28 protein-coding genes are annotated in these 22,493 nt (G+C 59.3%); 12 read left to right on the forward strand and 16 right to left on the reverse strand.

The window, feature by feature from the left end:
* Window positions 1-104 precede the first annotated feature (104 nt).
* From PQR32_RS33980 to PQR32_RS33995, 4 genes are all read right to left on the reverse strand, one after another.
* Window positions 105-1,403: an L-fuconate dehydratase gene (locus PQR32_RS33980; RefSeq protein WP_408237712.1), complete on the reverse strand. Its 1,299-nt coding sequence runs from the start codon at window positions 1,401-1,403 to the stop codon at window positions 105-107.
* A 110-nt stretch (window positions 1,404-1,513) separates the two neighbouring features.
* The gene (locus PQR32_RS33985; RefSeq protein ID WP_408237715.1) at window positions 1,514-2,452 is read right to left on the reverse strand and encodes an ABC transporter substrate-binding protein; all 939 of its coding nucleotides are present in this window, start codon (window positions 2,450-2,452) and stop codon (window positions 1,514-1,516) included.
* An 85-nt stretch (window positions 2,453-2,537) separates the two neighbouring features.
* Window positions 2,538-3,563 (reverse strand): ABC transporter permease, encoded by a 1,026-nt coding sequence (locus tag PQR32_RS33990; protein ID WP_408237718.1) that lies wholly within the window; start codon window positions 3,561-3,563, stop codon window positions 2,538-2,540.
* Between the two features lie 17 nt (window positions 3,564-3,580).
* On the reverse strand, window positions 3,581-5,092 hold the full coding sequence (locus PQR32_RS33995; protein ID WP_408237721.1) for a sugar ABC transporter ATP-binding protein: 1,512 nt from the start codon (window positions 5,090-5,092) through the stop codon (window positions 3,581-3,583).
* On the opposite strand from PQR32_RS33995, the gene PQR32_RS34000 reads away from it, so the two are divergent.
* Window positions 5,091-5,213 (forward strand): hypothetical protein, encoded by a 123-nt coding sequence (locus PQR32_RS34000; RefSeq protein ID WP_408237724.1) that lies wholly within the window; start codon window positions 5,091-5,093, stop codon window positions 5,211-5,213. The two genes, PQR32_RS33995 and PQR32_RS34000, sit on opposite strands and share 2 nt — an antisense overlap.
* Window positions 5,214-5,396: 183 nt before the next feature.
* Here PQR32_RS34000 and PQR32_RS34005 read toward each other — a convergent pair whose 3' ends face one another.
* Complete coding sequence (locus PQR32_RS34005) at window positions 5,397-5,603, reverse strand: hypothetical protein (protein ID WP_408204575.1); 207 nt, start codon at window positions 5,601-5,603, stop codon at window positions 5,397-5,399.
* A gap of 237 nt (window positions 5,604-5,840) precedes the next feature.
* Here PQR32_RS34005 and PQR32_RS34010 point away from each other — a divergent pair, with 237 nt between their 5' ends.
* The 5 genes from PQR32_RS34010 to PQR32_RS34030 all read left to right on the forward strand — a co-directional run bounded on the left by PQR32_RS34010 (window position 5,841) and on the right by PQR32_RS34030 (window position 9,642).
* Entirely contained in the window at window positions 5,841-6,104 is a 264-nt protein-coding gene (locus tag PQR32_RS34010; protein ID WP_408237727.1) for a hypothetical protein, read from the forward strand.
* A 189-nt stretch (window positions 6,105-6,293) separates the two neighbouring features.
* Window positions 6,294-6,467, forward strand: coding sequence for a hypothetical protein (locus PQR32_RS34015; RefSeq protein ID WP_408237730.1), 174 nt, complete (start codon window positions 6,294-6,296; stop codon window positions 6,465-6,467).
* 92 nt (window positions 6,468-6,559) lie between these two features.
* Window positions 6,560-7,321, forward strand: coding sequence for a bestrophin-like domain (locus tag PQR32_RS34020; protein ID WP_408237733.1), 762 nt, complete (start codon window positions 6,560-6,562; stop codon window positions 7,319-7,321).
* 263 nt (window positions 7,322-7,584) lie between these two features.
* Entirely contained in the window at window positions 7,585-8,196 is a 612-nt protein-coding gene (locus PQR32_RS34025; protein WP_408237736.1) for a TetR/AcrR family transcriptional regulator, read from the forward strand.
* 108 nt (window positions 8,197-8,304) lie between these two features.
* Window positions 8,305-9,642, forward strand: coding sequence for a sensor histidine kinase (locus PQR32_RS34030; RefSeq protein ID WP_408237739.1), 1,338 nt, complete (start codon window positions 8,305-8,307; stop codon window positions 9,640-9,642).
* A gap of 8 nt (window positions 9,643-9,650) precedes the next feature.
* Here the strand turns inward: PQR32_RS34030 and PQR32_RS34035 are convergent, their stop codons facing one another.
* Window positions 9,651-9,815, reverse strand: coding sequence for a hypothetical protein (locus PQR32_RS34035; protein WP_408237742.1), 165 nt, complete (start codon window positions 9,813-9,815; stop codon window positions 9,651-9,653).
* A gap of 36 nt (window positions 9,816-9,851) precedes the next feature.
* Here PQR32_RS34035 and PQR32_RS34040 point away from each other — a divergent pair, with 36 nt between their 5' ends.
* On the forward strand, window positions 9,852-10,037 hold the full coding sequence (locus PQR32_RS34040; protein ID WP_408237745.1) for a DUF3563 family protein: 186 nt from the start codon (window positions 9,852-9,854) through the stop codon (window positions 10,035-10,037).
* 289 nt (window positions 10,038-10,326) lie between these two features.
* Here the strand turns inward: PQR32_RS34040 and PQR32_RS34045 are convergent, their stop codons facing one another.
* From PQR32_RS34045 to PQR32_RS34055, 3 genes are all read right to left on the reverse strand, one after another.
* Window positions 10,327-10,584, reverse strand: a complete 258-nt coding sequence (locus tag PQR32_RS34045; RefSeq protein ID WP_408237748.1) for a hypothetical protein — start codon at window positions 10,582-10,584, stop codon at window positions 10,327-10,329.
* 54 nt (window positions 10,585-10,638) lie between these two features.
* Window positions 10,639-10,908 carry a hypothetical protein gene (locus tag PQR32_RS34050; protein ID WP_408237751.1) on the reverse strand — a complete coding sequence of 90 codons (270 nt, stop codon included), beginning with the start codon at window positions 10,906-10,908 and terminating at the stop codon, window positions 10,639-10,641.
* Between the two features lie 219 nt (window positions 10,909-11,127).
* Window positions 11,128-11,508 carry an LOG family protein gene (locus tag PQR32_RS34055; protein WP_408237924.1) on the reverse strand — a complete coding sequence of 127 codons (381 nt, stop codon included), beginning with the start codon at window positions 11,506-11,508 and terminating at the stop codon, window positions 11,128-11,130.
* Here PQR32_RS34055 and PQR32_RS34060 point away from each other — a divergent pair.
* Together PQR32_RS34060 and PQR32_RS34065 are read left to right on the forward strand one after the other, a co-directional pair.
* Window positions 11,389-11,733 (forward strand): hypothetical protein, encoded by a 345-nt coding sequence (locus tag PQR32_RS34060; RefSeq protein WP_408237948.1) that lies wholly within the window; start codon window positions 11,389-11,391, stop codon window positions 11,731-11,733. The two genes, PQR32_RS34055 and PQR32_RS34060, sit on opposite strands and share 120 nt — an antisense overlap.
* Before the next feature lie 140 nt (window positions 11,734-11,873).
* On the forward strand, window positions 11,874-12,329 hold the full coding sequence (locus tag PQR32_RS34065; RefSeq protein ID WP_408237754.1) for a hypothetical protein: 456 nt from the start codon (window positions 11,874-11,876) through the stop codon (window positions 12,327-12,329).
* A 491-nt stretch (window positions 12,330-12,820) separates the two neighbouring features.
* Here PQR32_RS34065 and PQR32_RS34070 read toward each other — a convergent pair whose 3' ends face one another.
* Entirely contained in the window at window positions 12,821-13,525 is a 705-nt protein-coding gene (locus PQR32_RS34070) for a hypothetical protein (RefSeq protein ID WP_408237757.1), read from the reverse strand.
* 54 nt (window positions 13,526-13,579) lie between these two features.
* Window positions 13,580-13,852 carry a hypothetical protein gene (locus PQR32_RS34075; RefSeq protein WP_408237760.1) on the reverse strand — a complete coding sequence of 91 codons (273 nt, stop codon included), beginning with the start codon at window positions 13,850-13,852 and terminating at the stop codon, window positions 13,580-13,582.
* 314 nt (window positions 13,853-14,166) lie between these two features.
* Between PQR32_RS34075 and PQR32_RS34080 the strand changes: the two genes are divergently transcribed.
* Window positions 14,167-14,583: a DMT family transporter gene (locus PQR32_RS34080; RefSeq protein WP_408237763.1), complete on the forward strand. Its 417-nt coding sequence runs from the start codon at window positions 14,167-14,169 to the stop codon at window positions 14,581-14,583.
* 91 nt (window positions 14,584-14,674) lie between these two features.
* Here PQR32_RS34080 and PQR32_RS34085 read toward each other — a convergent pair whose 3' ends face one another.
* Together PQR32_RS34085 and PQR32_RS34090 are read right to left on the reverse strand one after the other, a co-directional pair.
* Window positions 14,675-15,805: a polyamine ABC transporter substrate-binding protein gene (locus PQR32_RS34085; RefSeq protein WP_408237766.1), complete on the reverse strand. Its 1,131-nt coding sequence runs from the start codon at window positions 15,803-15,805 to the stop codon at window positions 14,675-14,677.
* A 76-nt stretch (window positions 15,806-15,881) separates the two neighbouring features.
* Entirely contained in the window at window positions 15,882-17,045 is a 1,164-nt protein-coding gene (locus tag PQR32_RS34090; RefSeq protein WP_408237927.1) for an NAD(P)/FAD-dependent oxidoreductase, read from the reverse strand.
* On the opposite strand from PQR32_RS34090, the gene PQR32_RS34095 reads away from it, so the two are divergent.
* On the forward strand, window positions 16,995-17,333 hold the full coding sequence (locus PQR32_RS34095) for a hypothetical protein (protein WP_408237951.1): 339 nt from the start codon (window positions 16,995-16,997) through the stop codon (window positions 17,331-17,333). The two genes, PQR32_RS34090 and PQR32_RS34095, sit on opposite strands and share 51 nt — an antisense overlap.
* Before the next feature lie 8 nt (window positions 17,334-17,341).
* Complete coding sequence (locus PQR32_RS34100; RefSeq protein WP_408237769.1) at window positions 17,342-18,232, forward strand: LysR substrate-binding domain-containing protein; 891 nt, start codon at window positions 17,342-17,344, stop codon at window positions 18,230-18,232.
* Between the two features lie 84 nt (window positions 18,233-18,316).
* Here PQR32_RS34100 and PQR32_RS34105 read toward each other — a convergent pair whose 3' ends face one another.
* The 3 genes from PQR32_RS34105 to PQR32_RS34115 all read right to left on the reverse strand — a co-directional run bounded on the left by PQR32_RS34105 (window position 18,317) and on the right by PQR32_RS34115 (window position 22,157).
* Window positions 18,317-19,951 carry a M48 family metalloprotease gene (locus tag PQR32_RS34105; protein WP_408237772.1) on the reverse strand — a complete coding sequence of 545 codons (1,635 nt, stop codon included), beginning with the start codon at window positions 19,949-19,951 and terminating at the stop codon, window positions 18,317-18,319.
* Between the two features lie 74 nt (window positions 19,952-20,025).
* On the reverse strand, window positions 20,026-20,409 hold the full coding sequence (locus PQR32_RS34110; protein ID WP_408237775.1) for a hypothetical protein: 384 nt from the start codon (window positions 20,407-20,409) through the stop codon (window positions 20,026-20,028).
* 2 nt (window positions 20,410-20,411) lie between these two features.
* Complete coding sequence (locus tag PQR32_RS34115; protein ID WP_408237778.1) at window positions 20,412-22,157, reverse strand: CHASE2 domain-containing protein; 1,746 nt, start codon at window positions 22,155-22,157, stop codon at window positions 20,412-20,414.
* Window positions 22,158-22,493 lie beyond the last annotated feature (336 nt).

Raw genomic sequence — 22,493 nt, forward strand, 5'->3', positions numbered from 1 at the left:
GCGGGGTCCCCCGCCCTGTGCCCCGCCCGCGCCCGATCACAGAACGTCTGAGTAACGACGCGCGAAAATTGACGGCTCAGGAAACCTGCGCGGCCCGGAGCGCGTCAGATCTTCCAGGCTGGACCCGCAGGAAAGTCATACTCATCAAGCGACGCCGCATGCATCTCGATGCTGTAACCCGGACGTTGCGGTGGCATATAGCGGCCATTGCGGATCACAACCGGATCGACGAAATGCTCATGCAGATGATCCACGTATTCGAGCACCCGGTTTTCCAGCGACGCCGACACGCAGATATAGTCGAACAGCGAAATGTGCTGCACGTACTCGCACAAACCGACGCCACCCGCATGCGGGCACACGGGCACGCCGAATTTCGCCGCCATCAACAGAACGACGATCACCTCGTTCAGACCACCCAGCCGACAACTATCGACCTGACAGAAGTCGATGGCCTGCGCCTGCAGCAACTGCTTGAACATCACCCGGTTATGACAGTGCTCGCCCGTCGCGACGCCGATAGGCCGAATTCGCTGACGGATGGCCGCGTGGCCGAGAATGTCGTCGGGACTCGTGGGCTCCTCGATCCACCACGGATCGAATTCCGCCAGGCGCCGCATGTTCGCGACCGCTTCGTCGACATCCCACACCTGGTTCGCGTCCATCATCAGCTTCAGGTCTTCGCCGATTTCTTCGCGCAGGATGCGAGCGCGGCGCATATCCTCGTCGAGATTGCCGCCCACCTTCTGCTTGAAGTGCGTCCAACCCTGCGCGACGCCTTCACGCGCGAGCCGGCGGATCTTGTCGTCGTCGTAACCGAGCCAGCCCGCGGAAGTCGTATAGGCCGGGTAGCCGTGCGCGAGCATCTCCTTTTCGCGCTCGCCTCGCGTCTTCGCGTGACGATGCAGCATGGCGATCGCTTCCTGCGGCGTGATCACATCCGTCACGTAGCGGAAATCGAGGCAACGCACGAGCTCTTCGGGGCTCATGTCGACGAGCAGCTTCCACACGGGCTTGTGTTCCGCTTTGGCCCACAGATCCCAGGCCGCGTTCACGACAGCCGCGGTCGCCAGATGAATCGCGCCCTTGTCCGGCCCGATCCAGCGCAACTGGCTATCCGACGTCAGCGCGCGCCAGAAAGCGCCCATATTCGCGGCGATATCCTCGAGACTTTTGCCGACGATCAACGGAGCAAGCGCCTGTACCGCAGTCACGCAAATCTCGTTGCCGCGTCCGATCGTGAAAGTGAGGCCGTGGCCAGTGAGCGCGTCGGGCGAATCGGTTTCGAGCGTGACGTAGGCGGCGGAATAATCCGGCGCGGCGTTCATCGCATCGGAGCCGTCCAGTGAGCGCGAGGTGGGAAACCGAATGTCACGGACGGACAGCTTGGTGATCGTGGGCATCTGAACACGCTCCTCTACGACAGCCATCGACTTCGTTCTAAATGCAAAGAGGGCCGTGGCATCGAACGATGCCGCGACCCTTCCCTCTCGACACGCTCAAAACGCGACGGTCAGTCGTAGAGCACTGCCGCGATCTTCGGATCACTCATATTGGTCTTGTCGTACCAGTAGAACCCCGTGTCGACTTTCTTGGGCAGCTTCTCGCCTTTGAGCGCCTTCACCGCGGAGTCGACCACGCACTTGCCGATGCCGACCGGGTTCTGCGTAATGGCGCCGGCCATCAAACCCGAATTGATGTCGTCCTTCTGCTCCTTGCCCGAATCGTAGCCGATCAGCACCAGCTTCTTGCCCGATTCCTTGACGCCGATCGCGGCGCCCTCGGCCGAGCCTTCATTCGCCCCGAAAATGCCCTTGAGATTGGGGTTGGCCTGGATCATCGTCTTGGCGATTTCCGCCGATTTCAAATGGTCGCCGCCGCCATATTGAACTGAGACGATCTTGACGTTCGGGTGCTTCGCTTTCATTTCATTGAGGAAGCCGTCGCGGCGATCGATGCCGGTGCGGCTCGTCTGATCGTGCACGATCACGCCGACTTCGCCGGCATTGCCGATCGCCTCGGCCATCTTGTCGGCGGCGAGGGCGGCCGCGGCGAGGTTATCCGTTGCACACGTCGTCAGCGGAATATCGCTGTCCACGCCGGAGTCGAACGCGATCACGGGTATCTTGGCGGCCTGCGCGCGCTTTAACAGCGGAATGGCCGCCTTGCTGTCGAGCGCGGCGATGCCGAGCGCCTGCGGTTTCTTGGCGAGCGCGGCCGAGAGCATGTCGATCTGCTTGTCGACCATGGCCTCGGTTTCCGGACCCTCGAAGGTGATCCTGACGTTGTGCTCCTTGGCCGACTGTTCCGCGCCGGCTTTGACGGCCTGCCAGAACTGATGCTGGAAGCCCTTCGAAATGAGCGGGATGTAGGTGTCCGCGTACGTCACGCTCGTCCCGCCGATGAGAGCGCCAACGCCGACCACGACACCGATTAGTTTTCTTTTCAACATGGTGTTTCTCCTCCTAAGATGGGCTATCAACTTCAGCCGTTGGGGAGCTTATGGCGCTCCATTCCTTATTCTTCCCCGCGTCGCGTCAGCTTTTCTTGCGCCGCAAAATATCGCCGTATACCGCGAGAATGATGATGAGGCCTGTCACCACGATCTGCCATTCCTGTGCGACGGACATGATGCGCAGACCGTTGGTCAACACGCTCATGATGAACGCGCCGATGATCGTGCCCAGAATCGTGCCCGCACCGCCGCTCAGCGAAGTTCCGCCGATCACCACGGCCGCGATCGCTTCGAGTTCGTAACCTTGGCCTAGCGCAGGCTGGGCCGAATTCAGGCGCGAGGCGATTAGCAGACCGGCGACGCCGCAAATCGCTCCGCTCAGGCCGTAAATGGCGATCTTCCACCGATCGACGTTCACGCCGGACAGACGCACCGCCTCTTCGTTGCTGCCGAGCGCGAACGTATAGCGGCCGAGCGCCGTGCGATTTAGCGTGATCGAACTCACCACAGCCAGGAAAAACAGAATCAGGACCGCGTTCGGAATCGGCAGGCCCGGCAATAGATCACCGATCAGAGAATCCTGCGAGATCATGTAGAAGTTTTCGGTGTCGGTGAAATAGATCGGCTTGTCGGCCGAGACGACCAGCGACAGCCCTTTCAGCAGCATCATCATGCCGAGCGTGGCAATGAACGGCGGTATTTTCATTTTCGCCGTGAGGGTGCCCGAAACGGTCCCACAGATCGCGCCCGTGCCAATCGCGGCAAGGACGCCGGTCCACATCGGCAAATGCCAGTAGGTCAGAAACACGCCGCAAATGACCGCCGTGAAGGTCATCAATGTGCCGACGGACAAGTCGATACCGCCGGTGATGATGACGAACGTGCAGGCAATCGCCAGCACGCCGTTGACCGCCGTCGCCTGCAGAATCCCGAGCATGTTGTCCATCTGCATGAAAGCGGGAGACGCGAAGCTGAAAAACACCAACAGCAGGATCAGGCTCCCGAAGGCGAGCAGCTTTTGCAAAGCGGTCGGCGTGAAGACGCGGGCTCTAAGGCCCGAGGACCTCTTTTTATTACCTAGCGCCGAAGTATCCGATTGCAATGTCATGAAAGACCTCTCGAGGCTCACGCCGCGTTTAGGGGTTCGCGCTGCGTCGCCAGTTGCATGATGCGCTCCTGGGTCGCTCCCGTCGCTGAAAGTTCACCGGTAATGCGGCCCTCGCACATCACGACGATGCGGTCGCTCATGCGCAGGATTTCCGGCAGTTCCGACGAGATCATTACGATTGCCTTGCCCTGATCGGCGAGCGAGCGCAGAAGCTTGTAGATTTCGCTTTTGGCGCCGACGTCGATGCCGCGCGTCGGCTCGTCGAAGAAGAGCACGTCGCAGTCGCGCTCGAGCCATTTCGCAATGACGATTTTCTGTTGATTGCCGCCCGAGAGCAACCGCACTTCCTGTGTCGCGGAAGGCGTGCGAATCGCGAGCAGAGTGATGAAATGGGCAGCAGTCTTGCGTATCTGCGCGCGGCGCAGGAAAAAGTTAAGCGACAGGAATTTGCGCAAGTTGGACATCACGATGTTCGATTCGACGCTCATTGCGGTAGCGAGGCCGAACCGCTTGCGGTCTTCCGAGAGATAGCCGATACCGCGCGCCACCGCATCGCTCGGATTCCTGATCGTCGCTTTCACGCCTTTCACGACGATCTCGCCCGACTCGATCGGATCGGCGCCGAATACCGCGCGAGCGACTTCCGTGCGACCGGCGCCCATCAAGCCAGCAAAACCGAGTATCTCGCCCTTGCGCAGCGCAAAGCTCACGTCCCTGACCAGCGGGCCGGCGTTCAGCTTGGTGACTTCAAGTGCGACCTCACCCTGGTTGGCGATGTGCTGGGAAGGCGCGGCGTCGGTCAAGGTTCGCCCGACCATCATGCCGATGATCGCGTCCACGCTGGTGTCTTTCGCCGCGACGGTGGCCACATATTCCCCGTCGCGCAAGACGGTGACGCGGTCGGCAATCTGCTTCAGCTCGTCCATCTTGTGCGAGATGTAGATGATTCCCACGCCCCGGTTCTTCAGCTCGCGAATGATGCGGAACAGCTCGGCGATTTCGGCATCGTTGAGCGCCGAGGTCGGTTCGTCCATGATCAGCACGCGCGAATCGAACGATAAAGCCTTGGCGATCTCGACCATCTGCTGCCTCGCGACAGTGAGCGTGCTGACCACCGCGCGCGGGTCGAGACTCACATGCATGCGGGCGAGAATGTCGTGCGCCTGCGCGTTGAGCTTGTCTTCGTCGAGGAACAGGCCGAGGCGCCCGCGCGGCTCGCGGCCAATGAACATGTTCTGGGCGACGGTCAGATGGTTCATCAGCTGGAGTTCCTGATGAATGATGCCCACGCCCACGGCCTGCGCCTCGCGCGGGCTTTGGAAATCGACCGGCTGGCCGTCATAGAGAATTTCGCCGGTATCTCTCGTGTACACGCCGGCGAGGATCTTCATCAGCGTCGACTTGCCGGCGCCGTTCTCGCCCATTAGCGCGTGGACTTCGCCCGCCATGAGTTCGAATTGGACCTCGTGAAGCGCCCTCACGCCGGGAAAGCGCTTGCTGAGCCGTTTGACGGAAATGAGCGGGGTCATGATGCGGATCGAACGACAAATCCGCGAGCGCCGCTGGCCTCATTGCGAGGAGCGGATCGAAGAAGCCTGGAACGCCGCTGCGCCGGGCGCCGCAGGGTATCACGGCGCAAAGCGCGGTTGAAATCGCAACGAGAAGCCAGACGCATTGCTGGGCCCTCAAATCGATGTGCCACGATTTTACGACGCTGAACGTCGCCGGCTCAAGGTTAGGCATTCCCTAATGTCATGAGGCGAATGCGGCGCGCGCCCGCTTCCCACTATTTGATTTTCCGCCGATTTCAGGCCGATGCGTTGGCCTTCAATATCAGAACAGTTGAGCGCCGAGTTCGCGCAGGCTGTTCCATTTCACGGTGCTGACAAACGTGCGGCCCGTGGTGTCGAGCGATTCGATCATCGCCCGTTGGCCGCGCGCTTCGGCGACGACGCGCACGATGCGCGCCCGGTAGCGCAGCAGCGCGCCAATCGGCGGGCACAGCGCTTCTCGGCGAATCCGCGATCGTTTCTTTTCCATACCCAATTTATATCGATGTCCAGCGAGTTGCAGGGCCGCCGACTATCCACGGCGTCTCTGCGCGTGATGCTACCAGGTTGGCCGGCAATGGTCCAGGCCGTCTAGCGGCGTGCGGCCTGGCCTCGCGGTGTACCGACCGCTGCCGGCCGCGAAGCTTACGGCAGCCTGAAACCGTGCTAATTCATCGCTAATTCAAGCCCGATATCCTCATCGTCATGGTAACGACGGAGATGACCCATGGTCGACGTGCTTGAATGGCTCATAGATATCTCGGTGGCGAGCGCGAGTGCCGCAGCCACCGGTTCGATCTTCCTGCTGCTGGTCGGCGTGGCCGGCGAGACGCGCCGGCATGTCGTCAAACATCGCGATGTGGGCCGGATGGGAAAAGCGCAGCGCCTCATGAAAATCGGTGCACTTGCAACGATAGCGACGGTTCAAACACCTGCCCGCCGCTATCAATGCATGCGAACAGACGCATCGGGATCAGCGAGCCGGTCTTAACGGAAATCCATTCCCCTATATTTTTACAGTGCAAAGATAACTTGACGGGCGTCGCGCTATGAGACGATAATCTTACCGATGTAAAGATATCGCACCTGACATGAACAGCATGGTGATTCGATCAGTGGCACTACTGAAATTCCGGATCGCCCCTAACGGCGCAGCCTGCCGCGCAAACAAGGAATCCACTTGATGACAGCCACCTGCATGAATATGCTGGGCGATGAACGTTTAGACACGTTAAGCGAAATAGCCAACGATTGTTTGGGCATCGAGCCCCTCGCTTCGCATGTACAAAGACAGGACGCACGCTTTGTCGTCGTCCGCGCCGAAGATATTGCTCGCGCGCTGGAGAGCGCGTAGGACGTCGGCCTGATCAACGGATACCGGCTGCATCGGCTGAACGGCATGTAGTCCGTGACGTATGCCGGCAATCGGCAGAGGAGCATCGCAGCGTGAATCACCTGTTCATCGCATTCGGCGTCTTTTTGTGTGTGTTCAGCAGCGCGCTGCTTGGACTGTACTTGAGTTCCGTGCTGCCCGATCATCACTTGAGCGAAGCGTCGAGCAGCGCGATCAAGCTCGCCATCGGCCTTGTGGCGACGATTGCGGCGTTGGTGCTCGGCTTGTTGATTTCGTCCGCGAAGGGCTCGTTCGATACCGTCAATAACGACCTGATTCACAACGCCGCCAACATCATCCGGCTCGATAGCGTGCTGTCGGAGTATGGGCCGCGGACTCAAGACTTGCGCGGTTCGCTCAGGCGCAATTACGCCGCCTGGATCGATCTGCTCGCCTCCTCCGACGCCACCCGCGCAGCCAGGTTGAACAGCCCGGAAATCATCGGGCGCATGGAGGAGTTCCAGCGCCGCATCACCGCGCTCGAACCGACCAGCGACGCCCAGCGCGAGTTGCGCGCACGCGCACTGCGTATTGCCGACGACGTCTTTACCGCGCGCTCGCTTGCCTTGTTGCAACGGGCCGGTTCGTTGCCGCTCCCGCTACTCGTTGTGCTCGTGTGCTGGCTGTCGATCATTTTCGGCACCTTCGGACTTCTCGCACCACGCAACGGCACGCTCATCGTCGCGTACCTGCTTTGCGCGCTGTCCGCGTCGGGCGCGATCTTTCTGATCCTCGAGATGGACACGCCGCTCGACGGCATCGTCAAGATTCCGATCGCCCCGATGCGTGATGCGCTCGCGCGCCTCGGTAGTTAGCCGGCCCATTGCGTGGCGCGCTTACGGGCCATGAGGCAGTCACGCGTGAAACACTTCCCGTCGATATGTTCAGCGCGAAGATTTTTGACTTTTCCCTTTCAGTCGGTCAATATATCTTTTCACTGTAAAAATACTGACCACGACCAACAACCATGAAAGAAGCAACGTCACGCCGCAAGGCGTCCGCGTCCCCAAAAACCACAGCCCCGGCCGATCACTCGTCACGCGACAAGCCCTATCATCACGGCGCGCTGCCCCACGCATTGCTTGAAGCGGCGGAGGTCGTACTACGGCGCGACGGCATTCGCGGCCTGACGTTGCGCGCTATCGCGCGCGAGGCCGGCGTATCGCATACGGCGCCCCAGCATCATTTCGGCGACACGGCCGGTGTGCTGAGCGAACTTGCCGCCAGCGGACACCGGCGGCTCGCCGCTTCCATGGCGGAGCAGGCGGACGGTATCGAAGCGGGCCAGGCGCGGCGCAAAGCCATCGCCCGCGGCTACGTCAGCTTCGCGGTGGCCAATCCCGATTTGCTGCACCTCATGTCGCGCAACGAAATGCTCGACGCGGCGCGCCCTGCTCTCGCGCAGGCGCGGCAAGTGTCGGCGCGCGCCCTGGCCGGCGTATTCGGCGCGCCAACCGAACGCGCGGAGGAGGATAAGTCCTCGTTCGGCCGGATCACCGCGGCTCAGGCCATCGCCATGACCGCGGGCTGGGCCTACGTTCACGGGCTTGCTTTGCTTCTGATCGACGGACGCCTGAATGCGCTGGCCGCATCCGCCGACGGCATACGAAGCGCCGAGGATCTGGTGGAAGCCGCGATCGAGCACGTCCAGATCGTTCCCGCCGAGCCCGCAGGCAAAGGCCGCAAATGAACCGTGGGGCTCACGCCGCGATGTAGCAACGCTCATCCTGAAGTCAATGACGGAAAGGCATGCTTCCTCTCGCGTCCTGGCCACTCCCTTCTCCTGAAGTTCACATCCATGCTCAAATCGCTCCGCAACCAACTCGTTATCGCAATCGGCGCCGTGGTGAGCCTGTTCGCCATTCTGCAGGGCGTGAGCTCCTACCAGTTCTGCGTGGCCGGCATGAGCGCGGTGCTCGACCTGCGCATGGAACAGGTCGCATCGCGTTTGCGAGTCGGCTTCGGCGACGGCATCCCGACGGTTCCGGCGCGCGGCTCGCAAGACGCCCGCGATATTTTCATCGTCATCTGGAAAGAAGGCGAAACACAGCCCGTGCGGTCCACCGAGCCGTCGCTGCTCCTGCCGCGCGATGCGGCCACGGGCTTCACGTCGCCGGTTGTCAATGGCGAACGGTGGCGGATCTATACGGCTCGCGACGGCGCTCAGACCGTCCAGGTCGCGCAGCGCCTGTCCGTACGTCATGAGATCGAGGAGACCGCCGCGACGAAGACCCTATGGCCGATCGTCGTGCTGATTCCGCTCGTCTGGGCCGCTGTTATCTTCGTCGTGAGTCGTTCGTTGCGGGAACTGAACCGGCTTGGCAACGAGGTCCGCGTTATCGATGTGAACCATCTGCAGGCGTTGCCGCTCGCGGGTGTGCCCGCCGAACTGCTGCCGTTCATCCGCTCGATCAATCTGATGATCGAGCGACTTGCCCGCTCCATCGAGAGTGAACGCAAATTCATTTCCGACGCGGCGCACGAGTTGCGAACGCCGCTCACGGCTCTGCAATTGCAGGCTGACAATCTGCAACGCGACATCATGCCGAGCAATCAGGAACGGTTTCGTGCGCTTCAAGGCGGTATCACGCGAAGCAGCAATCTGATTTCGCAGTTGTTGCGGCTCGCCCGCGCGGACGCGCCGCCCGTCGGTCAATCTCTGACACGGGCGATGGTCAGCGTCGATGTTGGGGCCGCCGTCGTCAACGCCATTGCTGATGTGCTGCCGATTGCCATGCAGCGTGGCATCGATATCGGCGCGGACGAAATGGTCAACGCCAACGTGCGCGCAATCGAGCTCGACGTCGGCACGGTGATCAAGAACCTCGTCAGCAATGCAGTTCGCTATACGCCCGACGGCGGCACAATCGATTTGTCGACCCGTGTGCAGAACGGCATGGTGAATGTCGAAGTGACGGACACCGGTCCCGGCATCGACGAAACCCTGCTGCCCCGCGTATTCGATCGTTTCTTTCGCGCCAATACGGACATTGAAGGCAGTGGGCTCGGGCTGTCGATTGTGAAGGCGATTGTCACGCGGTATGGCGGGACGGTGACGCTGCGAAATCGCAGCGACGGACAGTCCGGCATTGTTGCGACGGTCAGTTTTCCGATTGAACCGGACGGTGCTGCTTGATGAGTGGCCTATCCGGTAGCCGGAAACAGCGTGGCGCGATCGTGCCGCTCTACCTGCCTGGCACATAACATCACCCTGCGTTCATCGCCCCACTCATCGCTCATTTGCAACTCATTCTTCGCGCCTACGATGATGTTCATCGACGGGCAGCGCTTCATTTTGAGGCCATTCATTCATAACGCTCGTCGTACTAACGAACGGAGCACGTCATGTTTGAAAAATTTGCCAAGGGCCTGGGTTCATTCTTCTTCAATTCACGAGACCGTCATCGCGACGCGTTTCTGGCCGAATCGGTCGATTTCATCGACCTCGAAAGCCGCATGCGGATGCTCGAGATGAACCATCAACCGTTCGCGTTTTATTCGCGCGACGCGTCCCGAGTGCAGGCCGATTGAACCGCCTCGACTGCGGCGCGGAAATGCAATAGCTGAGCGTGAAACGCGGGTGGACTGCGATAGTCGGTCCGTGCCCGCGCACATTGCCGGAAACTGGGAAGACCAGGACGGTCGGCACTCGATATCACCATAGATCCGCTCAGGCGAACGCTGTCAGCGCGCCCGGCATTCGCGTCAAAACGCGCCAGTGCATAAATTAATTGGCGACTCGCAAGCGTTGAACCGGCGATTACTGCCCGACATGTGTCGGGAGTAATCGCCGGTTGCGATTTTCTGTCTGCGTCATTGTTTAGTGACGGAGGTAAATCGAATTCAAGCCCACGTTGTTCGGACGCAACATTTCGGCTGGAATTGCGCCAGCATGCGTGCCGTTGTTCTCGATAGCCGGAGCGGTATGCGTCGACATCTGCGGTGAATCGACACCGATGACTTCATAGGCCACCATCTCGACCTGCATTTCATCGACCTGAGTGACAGGTTGTGCGAACGCCGCAGTCGGCAAAGCGATCATGGCGGCGAGCAGTGTGGTGCGGAAAAACTTGTTCATGGTCATTCTCCTTCGGAGTTGCAGCTTCATTCTGGGTATGGGATACGGCTCGTGCTATCGCGACGTCGCTTGCCAGGTCGATCCCGGCTCCGTCCGCAAATGAACGGCGGCAGTTCGATGCGGCGAAGTCAGCGCGGCATCGAGCTTTTCCACGACGATTGCCAGCCACGCCGCGATGCCCATTCCACACAGGCCGACGCTCACAAAAACCAAAAGGGATGGATGAAAGCTCATTTCCAGGTCCTCAGCCGTCCGATGCTCAACGCGAGATAGCGGCGGCGACCTGTCCTTTTTATGAAGCAACCCGGCCAGCCACGAAGACATATTGCGCGCCCAGAATTAGCGCTGAATGAGCGAGTCCGGCTTACCCGCCTTGCCCTTCGGCCAGCCCTGTCCGCACCGCCTTGTGCTGCGCCGGACGTTCGAGACCACGGGCTCGCATCCGCCCGCGCCGCTCAATCCATTGCGCACATTCCCCGACAATGCCGCGCCTGAACAGCAAAACACAGGCTACGGACATCGCGCCGGTCGACCTGGAAGATGCTATAGCCACTTAGGCACATCGACACGTGCGTGGCTGTGAAGCTTGTCAATTAAAGCGCTCGCGTCTGCATCCACGGATATCGAATGCCGATGCGCCGCAGGCAGGAATTTCGTGTCGACCATATGGTCGATAAACCCTAGAAACGCTGCAAAGAAACCCGCCGTGTTCAATAGACCGACAGGTTTATCGATCTCCGAAAGTCGGTTCATCGTCCACACTTCCATCAGCTCTTCAACGGTGCCGATTCCGGACGGTGAGTAGTGAAGAAAGCAATGATGTGCGCGGCGGTGGCCGCTGGAATGCTCGTGAGCGGATGCGCAGCCACACCGCCCGGTGCGAATGCGGTGCCGGTGCCCCCTGAGCGCGTAATGGCGTATCAGGAGAAGCCGCAAGGTGTGGACTATGGCACCGTGATCATTACGCGCGATAGCTCGTTCTTCGGTGCGGGAAACGCCGCGACGTTAAACATCGACGGCAAGCCGGTGGCTGAAGTGGGAAGTAGTGAGCGCGTGCGGCTGTACGTGCCGGCTGGTGAGCACATCTTCAGCGCGAAGATGCCGATGCTTCCGCGCAAGGATGTGGAAGCGATCATCAAACCGGCGTGACCCCGCTACTACCGGCTCACCATTCACTCATCGGGTGATATTGATCTTGATCCGACACTCGCAGATGAGTGAGACGGAATACGGGATGGCGGGCGGGTTATATTCGATGTTTTCCTTGTTCCCTGAAGGACGATCCGCCTATGACTTACCACGCCGTTACTGTCACGCTTGAAGACATCGGCAGAGTAGTTGAACAGAAAGACCAATATGGACTGAGAACAGTCAGACTTACCTTTAACGTAACAGTCGCGGGAAGACGTCAGTATGCCGTGCAGATAGCCGGTGCACCCCGGCTTGAAAACGGCATGGTGGTGACGGCGGTCCTGCGCGATCCCAAGAACTGGCAAACGTTGGCAGGGTGGTTGAATCATGCTACCGGCGAGATTTGCGGTGTAGAGTCACCCGGCAAACCTCTGTTCTTTTTCCTATTCGGATTGCTTGCGTCAGTTCTCTATTCCCTCAAAACGTTAAGCGGAAATACCAGTACGGGCGGCCTGATTTTCACGTTCCTTGTGGTGATAGCGTTGAATGCGTGGCTGCTATCCTGGTGGCGTAAATCAGCGATGATCCACAGGCTTCTGAAGCCCCGTGCGTGAAGACTATTCACATCTCCCATTGTCCTGAGATAGCGAAATACGCCCGCGCGAAGCGGGCGTTTGCATTCAGACACGATCTGTCACCTGGCGCACCTACAGATAGCCTCCGACCGTGGCCGTGTTGATCCAGAACTTCGCTGACTTGCGCCGCAACATTAACACGGCTCCGACGCGGAGCCACGCACAAAGAGCTATCAGCGCGATAGCCCACACGCCTAATACGTAAAGATATGGACCACCCGATATAGTCCACGCGAGACTAAACGCCGCAATCCATTTGAGGAGGTCGTAACCGCGTCTTTTCCGTTTTATCCCCCAGCCTATTGCCAAAGGGTTTGCCACCACACTCGCGAACACCGCCAGATAACCCACCCAAGGCAAGGAATAAAAATGAAGTAGCACGATTTCGACCAGACCTTCACAGAGGAATGCAAGGAAGAAACAAATGAGCGCGGCTCGGATACAACTTGGCATTCGCAATCGGCTCATGGTTACCTGTACATCGTACTCTGGCAATAAGTCATCCAGCTGCTTTCATCTCTGCCATTAAGCTGAACGTAGTCATATTGGCAACGATCCGTTTTGTATTGGGATTCGTTGACCGGCGTGAAGCTACCCGGCACCGGTGACCCTTTAATTCTGAAGATGGTGCCCGACACCATGTCGTCGGTCATGCAAGCGAATAGCCCTTTCCCCGACATCAGTTCGTCGTATGAGTAGAGATTCCATCCACTCCCATCCGGCATGCCTCCCCAGTAAAGTGACGCGCTTGCCGGTGACACGGGGCTGGAAAGCTGCATCGTTTTTGACAGCGTAGCGCCGAGCCATATTTTCGCTGAACTCACATACGGTTGAAACGACGACTGCAAGTCAGCAGCCAGCGCGAGCGCACCAATTGCCGCCGCTGCGCCGGGACCGATTTCCGCCCACACAAGGAGCGTTACGACGATTGTTCCCGTGGCATTCATCAGTGTCAGCACATCTCCCGGTTGAACCTTTTTGTTCGGGTCTTTCCAGTCCGTCACGATCCGCGTTAATGCAGATGTGGCGGATAGGCCGTTCGTGATGATACGGATCGGTTGCAGTATTGGCGCGACATTGGAGACGGTCGCGACGAGATTACTGCCGTTTTGAATGAGTGACAGGGAGTCATTGGGGCTGTTCCCCGCAGACATAAACGCCTGATAGGTGCTCATCGAATTCGATCCGGACTCCACGCATTGCAAGACCATTTCTACTCGTGCCATTTTTTATTCAGCCTTTGATTCGGTATTCCACGGGGCAATTGAACTGACAATCGAACTCACGGACGGCGCATTCGAAGGATTCGAGTCGATCACATAGCGGTAATAGAGTTGCGTGCTACCGGCTTTCGGTGTGTAGACGGGTTGTGCGATAAAGGATTGCGCTGCGGTGAGAGTGAACGGCACGTTGTCGATGATCTGCGAGAACGACCGATCCGTTGCCACCTGTGGACTGGCTGCGATGTCGCCCTTCGGATTGTCGTAGTTGATGATGCGCACCCAGAATATCCACGATCCGTCATCGCGTTTCAGTGCGGTCGCACCGTTTGTTAACGCGTATCCATGCCGCGAGGTGGTAGAAACCTGGGGAGATGCGGGGGTCGCCCTTGCGATGTGCGAAGCGATACCCACAAGAGACACTGCGCTAGTGCGCAAAAATAACCGTCTGTTTGTCATCGTTTTTATCTGGTTGAATGGCTTTCGCCGTTTGTCAATGTAGCTTTCACTACAGTTACAAACTTATTACCACCGCAGACGCGTATGACATCAGAGAGGTCCTAAAGCTAACTTCCATCTTGCAGGGGAAACGGGGGGTGTTCAGGATGAGGGCGGGACTTGCCCTGGCGTGGCGCGATGGCGATTTCGGCCGTCCGGTTTCTTCGGCCTGTGACACGAAAAAAGGCACGATTGCTCGCGCCTTTCGTCACTCAAATCGCCTTTGGTTCATTCAGGCGGTGGCCCGTGGTCGCCGCTTGCCGGGTGGCTTACGCTGGGCAGGTTTCTGCTGCTTGGCTTCCTGCGGCGCGGCTTCCTGCTGGATCGTTTGCTCCTGCATGCCGAGAACGCTGCCGGTGGGGACCGGCTACGCGGTCTGGACCGGCATTGGCGCAGCGGGTACGGCGATACTGGGCATGGCGGTGCTGGGCGATTCCGCTGCGCCGATGAGGGTCATGTGCATCCTTCTTATTCTGGTGGGCGTCATCGGGCTCAAGTTGGTCTCGGGAAGCTGAAAGGGAGACTGCGCCGACGGTCAGGTGACCGCCGGCGACATACGCGACCAAACGCCCTCTCGAATGCCGACGCGTCCAGCAGCCTTCCCGCTCAATGAATGGTCTTCAATTGCGACCACAACCGGTTTTCAAGCCGCAGGATTTCAATCGGCTTCGGCTTCATCAGCGTCATCTTCCTGAACACGTCGTCCGGCGGATAGACCGACAGGTCCTGCGCAATGGCGGGCGTGACAAACTTGCGCGCAGGCACATTGGCCGTCGGGTAGAACACCTCGTTGGTAATTGCCGCGTTCACCTTCGGGTCCTCGATGTAATTGATCCACTTGAGTGCCGCCTCCGGGTGCGGCGCGTCCTTGGGAATCGCCATCATGTCGAACGCGACCAGCCCGCCTTCCCTGACGTTCGAGAACTTGACGTCGAACGGCTGTTTAGCCTCGGCACTGCGTCGATGCGCGATGCCCACATCGCCGGCAAAACCGATCGAGACACAGACGTCGTTATTCGCAAGATCGTTGATATAGCCGGACGAGTTGAACTCTGTCACGTAGGGACGCACTTTCTTTAACATCTCGAACGCGGCCTGGTAATCGGCCGGGTTGGTGCTGTTCGGATCCTTGTGCATGTACTGAAGCGCCGCTGCGAACACATCGACCGATTCGTCGAGAAACGAGACGCCGCATCCCTTCAGCCTGGAGAGATTGGCGGGATCGAAAACCAGCGACCAGCTATCGAACGGCGCGTTTGCGCCGAGCACCTTCTGCACCGCCTGCGCGTTGTACCCGATGCCGATCACGGCAAATGCCCAAGGCACGCCGTACTGGTTTCCAGGGTCGGCTCCCGCGACCATCTGCATGAGCGTGGGGCTCAAATTCGCGAGGTTCGGCAACTTCGACTTGTCGAGCTTCTGATATACACCGGCCTGAATCTGCGCGCCCATGTAATTCGACGTCGGCACGACGATGTCGTAGCCCGAGCTTCCCGCGAGCAGCTTGGCCTGCAGCGTGTCATTGCTATCGTAGTTGTCGTATCGCACGTGAATGCCAGTCTGCTTCTGGAAGTTCGGGACCGTGTCTTTCGCAATGTAGTCCGACCAGTTGTACACGTTCAGTTCATTATCGGCGGCGTGGGCTGGCGGCGCCGTCCATGCGGCCACGGCTGTCGCTATACAGGCACTCGCAAACGCCGCATGCCGCAAGCGGGATCCGAAACAGGAAACGCGCATCGTGTTTTCCTCGGGGCAGGTTATGAATGTGGAAAGGGATTGTTCAGTGAGGCCGTGATCGAACGCAGCGAAGGTATCAAGACTCGGTGGCCGCGCGATGAGCTTCGTATCGCAGACGCATGGAAGCGCCGATATCGAAGAACGGTCGGGGTGGGACCCAGCCCGGTTTTGCGTTGTCGAGGACTGCGGTCAGCAGCGCCGATTGACCGCCCGATGCCATTTCCGCAAGCAGCCGCCCCCACAGCGTGCCGCGTGCGACGCCCGAGCCGTTGCATCCGGCCGCGGCATAGACACCGTGCTCGAGTTGCGCGAAGCGAGGCTCACCGGAGCGCGTTGCACTCAGATGGCCCGTCCATGTGAATTGCAGATGCTCGTCTGTAATCCAGGGGAATCGGCGCTGCAATCCCTGCAGATGTCTGGCCCGGCGAACCGCGAGTGAGTGTCCCGCAAGATCGCGATGGCGATATTCCACGGTGTTACGAATCAGCAGGCGTTTGTCGCGCGTCAAGCGTAGCGTGGCACCTGCGGCACGGGTCGAAAGAATTCCCCATTCGGCCGCGTTGCCCAGTTGCGCCTGTTCGTCTTCGTTCAGCGGCCGACTGAGGGACGCACTGAGTTCGAGTGGAAAGACGGCGCGATCTGCCATTCCCACCCTAGGCAAAAAGGCTCCAACGCAAACAATGACCTGACCGGCTTCAATATCGCCGTTGTTCGAACGCGCGCGAATACCACCGCCATTCATCCGTTCGAGGCTGGATATCTCTGTGTTCTCGTAGAGTGAAATATTTTCGGGCAACGCATCCAGCAGTCCTTTGGCGTATTTGGCTGGCTGAAGCAGGCCGTTACCGCCGCCGCACCAGATTGCCGCCTGGTAGAAAGGCGAACCCAATCGTTGCGTCATCTCCCGGCTTCCCAGCAATTCCGCGTTTGCGCCTGCTTCACGCAGGGTTTGCACCTGGGCTTCCGCCTCGTCGAGTTTCGCTGGATCGTGGACGGCGAAGTAATAGCCGGCATCGCTGAAGTCGCACTGGATGCCCAAGGTCGCCACGCGTCGCCTCACCTCTTCGCTCGCCGCTTTGCCGATTGCGGTCACGTCCAGGTATTTCCCGTTCAGCGACCGCCCGGCCAACTCGTCGCGATCGGGACGCTCATAGGCGACCACGAAACCGGAGTTGCGCGCCGAAGCGCCTTGAGCCGCGCGCTGTCGATCGACCACGACAATGCGCGATTGCGGGTGCATTTCAGCCAGCGCATGGGCTGCCGACAAACCCGTGAAACCCCCGCCGATCACCAGCCAATCCGCTCGATGAGTTCCTCTCAGGACTGCTCCAACGGGCGAGACACCAGCCTGGGCAATCCAGCCGCATACATTTTCGATCAAAACAATTCTCCTACGTCGACGCGAGCGATCCTGGTTCGGCGAAAGCATGAAAAATTGGCATCGTTGCCCGACAACACCTGTGCTTTTGTGCAACTATATGGCGAGCTCAAAGCGGCAACCATCGTTATTAATTCATCGAAGCATTAAAAAAACGCATGGATAAACTCTATCGTCCGCCGTCTCTCCAAGCCCTTCAGGCGCTCGCACTGGTGGCGGAGTCGGCCAGTTTTACCGAGGGGGCAGACAAGCTGCACCTGACTCAAAGCGCGGTGAGCCGGAAGATTCAGCAGTTGGAAAGTCACTACGGTGCGCCGCTGCTCGTTCGCAACAGCCGCAACATGCAATTGACGGAGCACGGCAAAGCGGTGCTCGAAGTCGCCAGAAAGGTACTTGGAGAACTGCGAGCGCTCGATGAGCAACTCACCCGGCGTGACAGGCCGTTCCGCATCCGCATATTCGTGTCGCTCGCGGTTCGCTGGCTACTGCCGCGAATGATCGACTTTTATGCCCAATGTCCCGACCTGTCGCTCTCGATCGAGACGGTCGCGACGGAAGTCGTCGAACCATCGGGCGAGTGCGATGCCTATATCCTCTACCTCTCCGAAATGCCCAACGACCCGGCATTTCTGACGCTATTCGAGGAGTTCCTCGTACCGGTATGCGCACCTTCGGCCGTCAACGGCAAACCGCCGCCGACCTCGCTGGCCGAGTTGGCGGAACACACGCTCATTCACGGCTCGACCAGCCACCACGAATGGACTGTCTGGCTGCAGGCCAACGGCAAGTCGGCTACGAACGGCTATAAGCACATCACCTTCAATCTGGATGAATTGGCGATGGATGCGGCGAGCCGGGGACTGGGTGTCGCCATGACGGACCTGACGCTGGCCGAGGACGCGATCAGGCGCGGCAATCTGATTGTTCCGTTCGGCACGCCTTTGAAGACCACCGGGGTATATGTGCTTTGGCTGCAGACGGCCGGAGCCCTGCATCCGGCGCGGGAACGCATTCTCCAATGGTTCGCTCAGCATTCCGTACGGACGTAGATCGACTCTGCGCCGGATAGAACGGCATGCGGGTTAGCGGCGTTCATGCTCCGCGACAACTCGACAGCCAAACCACTCGAGCCATCACTTCGGCAACAGGCCCTTCGCCTGATCGAGCACTTTGTCGACGGCCTTACCAAACCCGCCTGCCTGATCGTCGCTCTTCTTCTGCGCCGGGGCCTGCGAAGCGGCGACACAGGCCGCACGCATTTCCGGATGCTCCGTCCAGCACGTGTTAGCCAACTGCTTGGCGCGGTTGATATCCCCATGCTCGCGGTACCACGAGACCACGCTCGGCCAGGTCACCGACGTCCTGCCGAAGTACTCGAACTGTTGCAGCAAAAACGCTTCGCCCTGCTTCGGGTCTTTCTGCCCTATGCGGTTGGCAAGATTGGTCTGTACCGCCCATGAGCGGTCGCGCGAATTCAGATTGCGCCGCAGCACTTGGGTCTGCGCATCCGACGGCGCGGACCGCGATAGTGTCATCAGATTCGACAAGAGGAACACGGGATAAGCATGGTCCGTGGTGGGACCGGATGCAACCATCGTCGCCACTTGCAACGCTTGCGAGTAGCTACCTGCCGCCTGCAGATCCTGCATCTCGGATATGGCCTTGTAGTGGGCCAGAATGAGCGCAGTCGAGCCGCGCTTCCGGGCGGCGTTCCAGGGCTCGATCCGCGGGTCGGGCCGCTTGTCTCCGAGCATCGGGCGCACGAGTTCGGTCAAGTTGTCCTCGCGAGCGGCCGGATCGCCGTGATCGTCGTGCAGCGTTTCGAGTTGAGCCGAGATCTGGTCGTCAATCACCGCGCGCGCGTCGAAGAGATTTTCTGCGACGCTCGCCTGCGCGCCCGCACGCGCGGACGTGTACTGCGAGACCGCGTCACGCAGCTCGCCAATGCTGCTGAGCTGGTTCACCGTTTGTGCTGCGCTGCCGCCGACACCCGGCGCGACCGGCTGCGTGCGTGCCTGCGCTGCGGCCTGCTGGCCCGCCTTCTCCCGCCCTGCCTGCAGTTGCTTCTCACGCAGCTTCTGACGTCGTGCTTTGGCATCCTGATCGTAGGCTATGACGCGCTCGAAGAAAGCCTTGAAACCGTCGACATACGAGTAGCCGCAACGCAAGCTGATCGTCGCGCCGAACCGGTCCGCCTGCTCCTCCACGCTGCGTTGCCAGGCGGGAAACAGCACCCGTGTACCAAGCGTCTGCACCACCGCGATATTGTCCACCCCGGTCCATGAGTTGGACGTCGGCGATTTGTTCGTCACCGTCCAGGCGAGCGACACGATGGCGAGCGACGTATCGCCGGCCGTGCGCGCGTCGAAAATCGCGTGATGGTTGAGGTAGATATGGCCGAACTCGTGAGAGAGGATCGCAAATATCTCGTCTTCCGATTCGGCTGACTGCAGCCAGCCCACGGACACAAAGATGTTCCCGCCCGGACTTGAGTTCGCGTTGAGTCCATTCTCCGAGATGATATGCACCGAGCCCGGATAGTTTGGCGTGCCCGCGGTTTTCTTGATCGTTGCGAGCAGGCCGTTCAGATACGCCTCCATCTCGGGCATCGGCACGAGGCCCCAGCCGTCGGCACGCGCGTTCATCAGATCGAGCCTGATGTCGGGCCAGTCGCGAGCGGGCGGCGGCGGAATGGAGCCGACGGTGTCGAGCGTCGGTCCTTTCGCGGAACCGCCGCCGATGCCCAGGTTCGACAAGCCGCCCGGCATTTTGACGTCCGCGCACGCCCCGAGCAGAAGGCCTGCGCATGCACCACAAAAGTATCGGCGTCCGGTGCGCATGATCAATTACCACACCGGTTGGCGGCGGCGCCCAGCGTGCCGGCGGCCTGGACGCCAGCAGACTGACTGCAGCGGGCCTGCGCATTGCGAACGACCTTCACAGTCATGCCGTCTACCCAATAGGGCTTGCCCTCGGACGTCACGGGATAGAAGCCATTTTTAGACGCGCCCATTACGGCAAGCCGCGATTCCGCCGCGTTTTTCGAACTGCTCTTGGTGTCTGGCGCACTGTAAATCTTCACAGCTTCGCCAGGTTTCAGCGCTTCGACAGATGTCGGAGTTTGAGCGAAGGCGTTGCCGCCAGTTATCGCAGCGAACGCCGTGGCCGCCGTTGCAGCCAGCAGGGCGTGCTTGATCCGCTGCCGGGCATCTCGAACTTTTTGCATGATCACTTCTCCTTGCTGTCGGTGATCCAGTTGAACAGATGTTCGCTCCACTCGAGCCATTCGACTGCAATAGCGCAGGCGAGGATATGCGCCACGACGAGAAAGGGAACATGCATCCCGGCGCCGAGCAGGATCATCGCCACGCCGAATGACACAAGCACGGCGAGGCTGATTGCAAGCAACGCGATATTGAAAACGGCCGTGATCGACTTCGCGAGCCACCAGTGCGGATGGAATCGCTTTCTCCAATGCGTGCGCTCGTGATGGAACTCCGCAAATATCTTCCTGACTTTCTTCTTGATGCTCACAATGATGAAGAACCCGATGAAACCAATGCCACCAAGAATGAGAATCTTGACCCACCGGCTGACGGGCATTTTGAATTTGAGCTCCCAGGCTTCGACGTCTTCCAGATCGGAGTGATCGGTCAGGAGATTGTCGAGCGCGGCGGCATGCAGAAAGACGCCAGGAATACGGTCTTGAAGGGGCGAGAGGACGAGGTCATTGGAATACGCGAACGATGTGCCAATCATCACGAAGCGCCCCCTGAACGCGTCGTTGAGTTCAGGATCACTGAGCTCCGTGTCTTTCGTCGCACCAACGTTCAGTCCGTCGCCCATCCGCTTTGGCAGCTGGCTAGCGTGGATAGTCCGATAATGCACGCAGAGCGGCCGGCTCAATGGACGCAAGAACGCACGTGCCTCCGCCCGCAACAAGAGTCTGATCTGATCCTCGTTCGAAGTGCAGTACATTTCCTCGTCGCCGTCCCCAGAGTCCACTCGCGGCCAAAACCCGTGACGCTCCTCCCTCTCTTCGTCCATGGACTCGTGCCAACGCAAGCCGTATGCCGCCGTGTCGAGCGGCCACGTGACCGACATGAACGCGGCCCTATCGCACGGCACATCCAGTTTTCCGCTGTACACGTCCTTGAAAATCGCGAAGGCGGCGCTCCGTGGACAATCGCCTTCCGAAGTGGCGGGTTGCTCCGGCATACTGTGCGCTGTTTGCTCGGGGCTCTGTTTCTGTTTGTTGGTGGATTCGTCCTTGGGATAAACGAGTGGATAAGTCCATGCTAGCCGGTCTACCGAATGGGCAGAAAATTCAATGCCAACACGTCTCAGGTTCATCAAGTCGTGATCGCTATCGAGATCCGGGTTGGTGACAAGCGTGTTTCCGGACGTCCGGCGAGCAGCCAGAAACACCGGTATTTTGTGCGACGTCAAGCGCATGACCGCTTTTTTGAAGTCGTTGAAGTCAGAGTCCTTCAATGTTTTGTGAGGACCAGGCTTGACTGTCTCGCCAAGGCATTCGGTTTCCTTGAGTTTTGCGGGACCCTGTCCCTTGGACTGGGAAAGAATCACATCGATGAACACACCCTTCGGCGGAAACTTGTTGAGATATCCCAGGAGCCAGCTGTAAAAAGGATAATGAGCCGGCCAGCCTTCCTTGCAGGCAGTGAGAACCTCGGCATCGATTACGAGCACGGTGATGCTCTTGCCGTACCAATCGGTCTGTTCCTTATCGACAACCTTCTTTCGCTCGCGGTCAAACAGATAGCCTGAGAACGGCGCCGCGTAGCGCGCCATCGTCTGCGCACCCATTTCCTCACCAAAACGTGTAGGCAGCAGAAAAGCAAGCACGATACCCAGCACTACCGATAGAGCAGCCCGGCCGAACAAATGCCAAAAGCCGCCGCCTTCGTGCTTCGCATCTTTATGCCCTTGTTCTTCTTCTTTCTGCGTCGCCATTGCCCGGCCTGGAATGTCAGAGGAACGAAACAACAGAAAGGAGTCTAGAAAATCCTCTATCTTTACGTTAGCTTAATTTTCGTCGGGTAAACGCGAGGCGAAGCCTCTACCGCGTGAGCACCTTATGTATGAATAAAGTCCTTCGCGGCTCACGACCGTCATTTTTTCGTCTGGATGACTAAGATTCTGCCACTGCTCTCCTTCCGCTCTGGCAAGGTCCGCGCTGGGTACATCAGCCGATAGTTAGCAATTCGCCGCCATTAGTCTTCCGCGCACCAGCCCTGCTCGCAAACAATGTTCCGGGCGGGCACAACTGGCGGATAAAGACTATTCAGT

The organism is Paraburkholderia dipogonis, from assembly GCF_046027395.1.
Taxonomy (GTDB): Bacteria; Pseudomonadota; Gammaproteobacteria; order Burkholderiales; family Burkholderiaceae; genus Paraburkholderia; species Paraburkholderia dipogonis_A.

What these genes read in the sequence shown, in the direction of transcription:
- PQR32_RS34000 (WP_408237724.1), top strand. Translation starts at nt 5,091, where the DNA reads ATGATGCGGATCGAACGACAAATCCGCGAGCGCCGCTGGCCTCATTGC.
- PQR32_RS34085 (WP_408237766.1), bottom strand. Translation starts at nt 15,805, where the DNA reads ATGCGCGTTTCCTGTTTCGGATCCCGCTTGCGGCATGCGGCGTTTGCG.
- PQR32_RS34100 (WP_408237769.1), top strand. Translation starts at nt 17,342, where the DNA reads ATGGATAAACTCTATCGTCCGCCGTCTCTCCAAGCCCTTCAGGCGCTC.
- PQR32_RS33980 (WP_408237712.1), bottom strand. Translation starts at nt 1,403, where the DNA reads ATGCCCACGATCACCAAGCTGTCCGTCCGTGACATTCGGTTTCCCACC.
- PQR32_RS34090 (WP_408237927.1), bottom strand. Translation starts at nt 17,045, where the DNA reads ATGCACCCGCAATCGCGCATTGTCGTGGTCGATCGACAGCGCGCGGCT.
- PQR32_RS34040 (WP_408237745.1), top strand. Translation starts at nt 9,852, where the DNA reads ATGTTTGAAAAATTTGCCAAGGGCCTGGGTTCATTCTTCTTCAATTCA.
- PQR32_RS34010 (WP_408237727.1), top strand. Translation starts at nt 5,841, where the DNA reads ATGGTCGACGTGCTTGAATGGCTCATAGATATCTCGGTGGCGAGCGCG.
- PQR32_RS34110 (WP_408237775.1), bottom strand. Translation starts at nt 20,409, where the DNA reads ATGCAAAAAGTTCGAGATGCCCGGCAGCGGATCAAGCACGCCCTGCTG.
- PQR32_RS34065 (WP_408237754.1), top strand. Translation starts at nt 11,874, where the DNA reads ATGACTTACCACGCCGTTACTGTCACGCTTGAAGACATCGGCAGAGTA.
- PQR32_RS34045 (WP_408237748.1), bottom strand. Translation starts at nt 10,584, where the DNA reads ATGAACAAGTTTTTCCGCACCACACTGCTCGCCGCCATGATCGCTTTG.
- PQR32_RS34035 (WP_408237742.1), bottom strand. Translation starts at nt 9,815, where the DNA reads ATGAATGGCCTCAAAATGAAGCGCTGCCCGTCGATGAACATCATCGTA.
- PQR32_RS34070 (WP_408237757.1), bottom strand. Translation starts at nt 13,525, where the DNA reads ATGAGCACCTATCAGGCGTTTATGTCTGCGGGGAACAGCCCCAATGAC.
- PQR32_RS33985 (WP_408237715.1), bottom strand. Translation starts at nt 2,452, where the DNA reads ATGTTGAAAAGAAAACTAATCGGTGTCGTGGTCGGCGTTGGCGCTCTC.
- PQR32_RS34115 (WP_408237778.1), bottom strand. Translation starts at nt 22,157, where the DNA reads ATGGCGACGCAGAAAGAAGAAGAACAAGGGCATAAAGATGCGAAGCAC.
- PQR32_RS34030 (WP_408237739.1), top strand. Translation starts at nt 8,305, where the DNA reads ATGCTCAAATCGCTCCGCAACCAACTCGTTATCGCAATCGGCGCCGTG.
- PQR32_RS34105 (WP_408237772.1), bottom strand. Translation starts at nt 19,951, where the DNA reads ATGCCGGGCGGCTTGTCGAACCTGGGCATCGGCGGCGGTTCCGCGAAA.
- PQR32_RS33995 (WP_408237721.1), bottom strand. Translation starts at nt 5,092, where the DNA reads ATGACCCCGCTCATTTCCGTCAAACGGCTCAGCAAGCGCTTTCCCGGC.
- PQR32_RS33990 (WP_408237718.1), bottom strand. Translation starts at nt 3,563, where the DNA reads ATGACATTGCAATCGGATACTTCGGCGCTAGGTAATAAAAAGAGGTCC.
- PQR32_RS34050 (WP_408237751.1), bottom strand. Translation starts at nt 10,908, where the DNA reads ATGTCTTCGTGGCTGGCCGGGTTGCTTCATAAAAAGGACAGGTCGCCG.
- PQR32_RS34005 (WP_408204575.1), bottom strand. Translation starts at nt 5,603, where the DNA reads ATGGAAAAGAAACGATCGCGGATTCGCCGAGAAGCGCTGTGCCCGCCG.